This is a genomic window from Spongiactinospora gelatinilytica (assembly GCF_003236385.1).
Lineage (GTDB): Bacteria > Actinomycetota > Actinomycetes > Streptosporangiales > Streptosporangiaceae > Spongiactinospora > Spongiactinospora gelatinilytica.
In genome coordinates, this window is record NZ_POUA01000049.1 from 22,425 (window position 1) to 28,498 (window position 6,074).

General features: G+C 70.3%; 8 protein-coding genes. 6 read left to right on the forward strand and 2 right to left on the reverse strand.

The genetic code is table 11. The annotated features are described in order from the left end of the window. Window positions 1-33 precede the first annotated feature (33 nt). The 5 genes from rpsK to truA all read left to right on the forward strand — a co-directional run bounded on the left by rpsK (window position 34) and on the right by truA (window position 3,930). Window positions 34-438, forward strand: coding sequence for a 30S ribosomal protein S11 (gene rpsK / locus C1I98_RS09340; RefSeq protein ID WP_012887860.1), 405 nt, complete (start codon window positions 34-36; stop codon window positions 436-438). Window positions 439-464: 26 nt separating this feature from the next. Then, window positions 465-1,091, forward strand: a complete 627-nt coding sequence (gene rpsD, locus C1I98_RS09345) for a 30S ribosomal protein S4 (RefSeq protein WP_111166679.1) — start codon at window positions 465-467, stop codon at window positions 1,089-1,091. Between the two features lie 127 nt (window positions 1,092-1,218). Beyond that, complete coding sequence (locus C1I98_RS09350) at window positions 1,219-2,235, forward strand: DNA-directed RNA polymerase subunit alpha (RefSeq protein ID WP_111166680.1); 1,017 nt, start codon at window positions 1,219-1,221, stop codon at window positions 2,233-2,235. A 146-nt stretch (window positions 2,236-2,381) separates the two neighbouring features. Then, a complete protein-coding gene (rplQ, locus tag C1I98_RS09355) occupies window positions 2,382-2,918 on the forward strand; it encodes a 50S ribosomal protein L17 (protein ID WP_111166681.1) in 537 nt (178 codons plus the stop codon). Between the two features lie 139 nt (window positions 2,919-3,057). Then, the gene (gene truA, locus C1I98_RS09360) at window positions 3,058-3,930 is read left to right on the forward strand and encodes a tRNA pseudouridine(38-40) synthase TruA (RefSeq protein WP_111166682.1); all 873 of its coding nucleotides are present in this window, start codon (window positions 3,058-3,060) and stop codon (window positions 3,928-3,930) included. Here truA and pip read toward each other — a convergent pair. Continuing rightward, the gene (pip, locus tag C1I98_RS09365) at window positions 3,927-4,907 is read right to left on the reverse strand and encodes a prolyl aminopeptidase (RefSeq protein ID WP_111166683.1); all 981 of its coding nucleotides are present in this window, start codon (window positions 4,905-4,907) and stop codon (window positions 3,927-3,929) included. The genes truA and pip overlap by 4 nt on opposite strands. Window positions 4,908-4,944: 37 nt before the next feature. Here pip and C1I98_RS09370 point away from each other — a divergent pair, with 37 nt between their 5' ends. Continuing rightward, on the forward strand, window positions 4,945-5,457 hold the full coding sequence (locus C1I98_RS09370) for a MarR family transcriptional regulator (protein ID WP_199536820.1): 513 nt from the start codon (window positions 4,945-4,947) through the stop codon (window positions 5,455-5,457). Here C1I98_RS09370 and C1I98_RS41285 read toward each other — a convergent pair. After that, window positions 5,447-6,074 (reverse strand): hypothetical protein (locus C1I98_RS41285; protein ID WP_111166684.1); only part of this gene is annotated, 628 nt, incomplete at its 5' end. The genes C1I98_RS09370 and C1I98_RS41285 overlap by 11 nt on opposite strands.

Sequence of the window (6,074 nt, forward strand, 5' to 3'; positions counted from 1 at the left end):
GACCGAGCACCTCACAGGAGTTGAAGGCGACCAATGCCTCCGAAGAGCCGTCAGGGCGCGCCCAAGAAGGTACGCCGCAAGGAGAAGAAGAACGTCGCTCACGGGCACGCCCACATCAAGAGCACGTTCAACAACACGATCGTCTCGATCACCGACCCGTCCGGGAACGTGATCTCCTGGGCCAGCGCCGGCCACGTCGGGTTCAAGGGCTCTCGCAAGTCCACCCCGTTCGCCGCGCAGATGGCCGCGGAGAACGCGGCTCGCCGCGCCATGGAGCACGGCATGCGCAAGGTAGACGTCTTCGTCAAGGGTCCCGGCTCCGGCCGTGAGACCGCGATCCGTTCCCTCCAGGCCACCGGCCTGGAAGTGGGTTCGATCCAGGACGTCACCCCCGTGCCGCACAACGGCTGCCGTCCGCCCAAGCGCCGCCGCGTCTGAGCCACCGCCACAGGAGATCAACGACAATGGCCCGTTACACCGGAGCGGACTGCAAGCTCTGCCGCCGCGAGAAGACGAAGCTCTTCCTCAAGGGCAAGAAGTGCGAGTCCGCCAAGTGCCCCATCGAGATCCGGCCCTACCCGCCGGGCGAGCACGGCCGTGGCCGCCCCAAGGAGTCGGAGTACCAGCTTCAGCTTCGTGAGAAGCAGAAGATGCGCCGCATCTACGGCGTGCTGGAGAAGCAGTTCCACAACTACTACGACGAAGCCAACAAGAAGGAAGGCAAGACCGGCGAGGTCCTGCTCCAGATCCTGGAGAGCAGGCTCGACAACGTGGTCTACCGTGCCGGCTTCGCCGAGTCCCGCGACGCGGCCCGTCAGCAGGTGCGGCACGGCCACATCCTGGTCAACGGCCGCAAGGTGGACATCCCGTCGTACCGCGTGCGCGAGCACGACATCATCGAGGTGCGCGAGAAGGCCCGCAACCTGCTGCCCTACGAGGTGGCCCGCGCCACCGCCGGCGACCGGACCATCCCGGCCTGGCTGGGCGTCGTCCCCGACTCGCTGCGCATCCTCATCCACCAGCTCCCGGTCCGGCAGCAGATCGACACGCAGGTCCAGGAGCAGCTCATCGTCGAGTACTACTCGAAGTAACCCTTCGGGCAGCGCTCACCGCCTCGCCGTACGGCTTCCGCGTCGCAACGCGGGCCGTACGGCGTAGGCTTGAAAGACCGGCGGCGTCATATAGCGGGCGCCGTGGACAAAAGGGGAGACCCAGAAAATGCTGATCGCCCAGCGACCCACTCTGCTAGAGGAATCCCTCGAGGAGACCCGCTCCAAGTTCGTCATCGAGCCGTTGGAGCCGGGATTCGGCTACACCATCGGCAACGCGCTGCGCCGCACGCTGCTGTCCTCCATCCCGGGGGCGGCCGTGACGAGCATCCGCATCGAGGGCGTGCTGCACGAGTTCTCGACCGTACCGGGGGTCAAGGAGGATGTCACCGACATCATCCTCAACCTCAAGGAACTGGTCGTGTCCTCCGAGCACGACGAGCCCGTGGTGATGTACCTCCGCAAGCAGGGCCCCGGTGAGGTCACCGCCGCCGACATCGCGCCGCCGGCCGGTGTCGAGGTGCACAACCCGGAGCTGCGCATCGCCACCCTGAACGGCAAGGCCAAGCTGGAGATGGAGCTGACCGTCGAGCGCGGTCGCGGCTACGTCTCCGCCGCCCAGAACAAGCAGCCGGGCCAGGAGATCGGCCGGATTCCGATCGACTCCATCTACTCCCCGGTCCTCAAGGTCATCTACAAGGTCGAGGCGACCCGTGTCGAGCAGCGCACCGACTTCGACCGGCTGATCCTCGACGTCGAGACCAAGCCCAGCATGAAGCCGCGCGACGCCGTGGCGTCGGCGGGCAAGACGCTGGTCGAGCTGTTCGGCCTGGCCCGCGAGCTGAACGTCGAGGCCGAGGGCATCGACATCGGCCCGTCGCCGACCGACGCGGCGCTCGCCGCCGACCTGGCGCTGCCCATCGAGGAGCTCAACCTCACGGTCCGCTCCTACAACTGCCTCAAGCGCGAGGGCATCCACACCGTGGGCGAGCTGGTCGCGCGTAGCGAGCAGGACCTGCTCGACATCCGCAACTTCGGGGCCAAGTCCATCGAAGAGGTCAAGCAGAAGCTGCACGAGATGTCGCTCGCGCTGAAGGACTCCCCGCCCGGGTTCGACCCGAGCGCGGTGGCCGGCGACTACAGCGACGACGAGGACAGCCGCTACGTCGAGACCGAGCAGTACTGATCCCGGCCCAGGCGGCGGCACCGCTCTTCCGGCGGTGCCGAGTCAGACCATCGGGGGCGCGCCCGCCTGCACGGCGGCGCGCCCGCCGGCCCGATCCCGGTACCTCACACGGCCGGGACGGGTTCACTCATGAGGAGACCACCACAATGCCCAAGCCCACGAAGGGCGCCCGTCTCGGCGGCAGCCCGGCCCACGAGCGGCTGATCCTGGCCAACCTGGCCACGGACCTGTTCCGGCACGGCCGCATCCGCACCACCGAGGCGAAGGCCAAGCGCCTGCGCCCGCTGGCGGAGCGCCTGATCACCAAGGCCAAGAAGGGCGACATCCACAACCGTCGCCAGGTGCTGACCGTCGTCAGGGACAAGGGTGTCGTCCACCACTTGTTCACCGAGATCGCTCCCACGTTCGCGGAGCGTCCCGGCGGCTACACGCGGATCACCAAGATCGGCCCGCGTAAGGGCGACAACGCCCCGATGGCCGTGATCGAGCTGGTGACCGAGCCGATGAACCCGGTGCGCGTCTCGCGTGCCGCCGACGCGGCCCCGGCCGAGCCGAAGGACGCCGAGCCGAAGGACGCCGAGCCCACCGACGAGGCGCAGGCCGAGCCGCAGGACGCGGCCCCCGCCGAGCAGGGCGAGGCGGCCGAGGCGGCGAAGGACGAGTCCAAGAAGGACGAGTCCTGACCCACGAGGTCTCCCAGAGCGCAACGCGGGCCCGCACCCCGGATCGACCGACGGGGGGCGGGCCCGTCGCTTTGCCCCCGATGGGATGCTTTTGACACCCGGTCATACATCACGCGGTCATACGTAGCGGAGGAGGGACATGGTCGACGACGTCGTACGGCTGCGCCTGGACATCGCCTACGACGGCACCGGCTTTTCCGGATGGGCCGCGCAGCCCGCCCGCCGTACCGTCCAGGGGGAGATCGAGGCGGCGTTCGGCACGGTCCTGCGCATGGGCGGGGAGCGGCCGGTGCTGACGGTCGCCGGGCGTACCGACGCCGGGGTGCACGCGCGGGGGCAGGTCGCGCACGTCGATCTGTCTGAGGCGGCCATCGCCGCCCTCGCGCGGGACGCAGGGCCCCGGGACGTGGCCGAGCGGCTTCCTGGGCTGCTCAAGCGGGTCAATGGGGTGTTGGTGCCCGACGTACGGGTTCGGGGCCTCAGCGTGGCTCCTGAGGGCTTCGACGCTCGTTTCTCCGCACTGTGGCGCCGCTACGCCTACCGGGTGAGCGACGACCCGGCCGGCGTGGACCCGCTGCGCAGGCACGACGTGCTGTGGCACTCGCGCCCGCTGGACGTCGTCCGGCTCAACGAGGCGGCGGCGCGGCTGCTGGGCGAGCACGACTTCGCCGCGTTCTGCAAGCGGCGCGAGGGCGCGACGACGATCCGCGAACTGCGCCGGCTGGACTGGACGCGCGAGCCGGGGGAGGGCGGCGCGCTGGTGGCCACGGTGGTGGCCGACGCGTTCTGTCACTCCATGGTCCGGGCCCTGGTCGGCGCGCTGCTGTGGGTCGGGGACGGCCGGCGGGAGGTCGCCTGGCCGGGGGAGGTGCTGCGGCGTGCGGTACGGGACTCGGCGGTGACGGTCGCGCCCGCGCACGGGCTGTGCCTGGAGGAGGTCCGGTACCCGCCACCGGGAGAGCTGGCGCGACGGGCCGAGGCGACCCGCCGCGTGCGCACCCTCCCGGTCTAGGCGGTGGCTCCCGGCCGGGATCGGCCGTAGCCGTCGATGGCGTCGAGCAGGGCCTCGGCCATGCCGGCGTGGCCCGTGCCATGGCCCGCCTCGTCGATCAGCATGAGCTTGGCGTCGGGCCAGCGCCGCGCGACCTGCCAGGCGATGTCGGGCGGGCCGCTCACGTCCATCCGTCCGTGGACCAGTACGCCGGGCGTGCCCGCCAGCCTGCCCGCCTCCCGGACCAGGACGCCCTCCTCCAGCCACGCCGCGTTCGCCCAGTAGTGGGTCACCAGGCGGGCGAAGACCATCCGGAACTCCGGGTCCTGGTATCCGGGGTCGGGCCGGTAGTCCCTGGTCGTGGCCACGTGGGTGTCCTCCCAGGCGCACCAGTCGCGCGCGGCCTTCTCGCGGACCGCCGGGTCGGGGTCGCCGAGCAGCTTCGCGTACGCCGCGGCCAGGTTGCCGTCCCGATCTTCGGGCGGTACGGCGTCGCGGAACCGGGCCCACTCCTCGGGGAAGATCCGGCCCATGTCGCGGGTGATCCACCCGACCCCGCGGCGCGAGGTGTTCGTGACGCTGAACAGGACCAGCTCCGAGACCCGTTCGGGGTGCTTCTCCGCGTACGCGAGCCCGAGCGTCGCCCCCCACGAGCCGCCGAACACCAGCCACTCGGCGATGCCCAGGTGCCGCCGCAGGGTCTCGATGTCGGCCAGCAGGTGATGGGTGGTGTTGTGCTCGAGGCTCACCGAGGGGTCGCTCACGAGCGGAGTACTCCGGCCGCAGCCGCGCTGGTCGAACAGCACCAGGCGATAGACGGCCGGATCGAAGTAGCGTCGCCAGCCCGGCGTGCATCCGGAACCGGGACCGCCGTGCAGGGCGACGGCGGGCTTGCCGTCCGGGTTGCCGCAGATCTCCCAGTAGATGTGGTTGCCGTCGCCGACGTCGAGCATGCCGCTTTCGTGCGGCTCGGTGTCGGCGGGATAGAGATCGACCATGACGACAATTTATAACAGCACTGTTAGATTGATGGCCATGAGCATGACCGACCCCGTGCCCGTACCTGACCGGGAGGCTGTCGGGACCCTCCTGCGCCACCTGCTGGAACTCCTCGACGGCGACCTGGCCGACCGGTACGGCAGTGCGGGCCTCGACGACTACCGGCCGCGTTACTCCCCGATCATCAGGGCCCTGGCGGCCGAGGGCCCGATGCCGATCCGGGACCTGGCGCGCAGCGTCGGAGTGACCCACTCGGCGGCCAGCCAGACGGTGCGCCTGATGACGCGCTCCGGACTGCTCGCTCTCGAACCCGGAACCGACGCCCGGACCAGGGTCGCGAGCCTGACGGCGCGGGCGAAGGGGCTGCTGCCGTTCATCGAGGCGGACTGGGCCGCCACCACCGCCGCCATGCGCGAACTCGACACCGAACTCCCCATGCCGCTCGGCGACGTCCTGGTCGCCGCCGTGCGGGCACTGCACCGCCGTCCCCTCCGCGAACGGCTGGACGACGGTCGCCCAGAGGGAGACGGGAAGGTCGTCAGCCCGTGATGCGGCGCTCCAGGACCAGGGCCGTGTTGTCGCGGAACGCGCCGCTCACCTCGCCGAGCGCCTTCTCCTTGGCGGTCGGGGTGTGGCCGTCGGCGTTGGTGGCGTAGCTGAAGACGATGTAGCGGCCCCACACCAGCCCGGACGCGTACCCGCCCGCGATGTGCACCCGCTCCGCGCCCGAACCGGACCCGCCGGGCAGCGCGCGGAACCACACGTTGGTGCCGAGGTTCTTCGCCTTGTCGGCGGCGAGGGCGTCCTCTCTGGTGGGGAACACGGCGATGCCGGTGGTGATTGCGTGGCGCTTCTTGCCGTCAACGTAGGTGGCGCGGACGATCCGGCTGCACTTGTTGCCGTCCAGTGCTTCGGCGAACTTTCCGATGGCCGCCTTGGCGCACTTGCCGGTCATATCGGTCTTGACGCGGGTGTAGGCGACGCCGTTGAACTCGGCCTTCTTGTCCGGGAACGCCTCGGCCAGCGACAGCTTCTGCGGGTCCGTCGCCTCGGCGTTCAGCACCGAGTGGCCGCCCGCCTCGCCGGCCGGCTCGGTGGGGGAGGGCTCGCCGGTGGGCTGGTTCGTGGCCTGTACGACGCCTTCGGCGGTGGGGGTGCCGGACGGC

Coding starts and splice junctions, on each gene's coding strand:
- rpsK (WP_012887860.1), top strand. CDS start 34: ATGCCTCCGAAGAGCCGTCAGGGCGCGCCCAAGAAGGTACGCCGCAAG.
- rpsD (WP_111166679.1), top strand. CDS start 465: ATGGCCCGTTACACCGGAGCGGACTGCAAGCTCTGCCGCCGCGAGAAG.
- C1I98_RS09350 (WP_111166680.1), top strand. CDS start 1,219: ATGCTGATCGCCCAGCGACCCACTCTGCTAGAGGAATCCCTCGAGGAG.
- rplQ (WP_111166681.1), top strand. CDS start 2,382: ATGCCCAAGCCCACGAAGGGCGCCCGTCTCGGCGGCAGCCCGGCCCAC.
- truA (WP_111166682.1), top strand. CDS start 3,058: ATGGTCGACGACGTCGTACGGCTGCGCCTGGACATCGCCTACGACGGC.
- pip (WP_111166683.1), bottom strand. CDS start 4,907: ATGGTCGATCTCTATCCCGCCGACACCGAGCCGCACGAAAGCGGCATG.
- C1I98_RS09370 (WP_199536820.1), top strand. CDS start 4,945: ATGAGCATGACCGACCCCGTGCCCGTACCTGACCGGGAGGCTGTCGGG.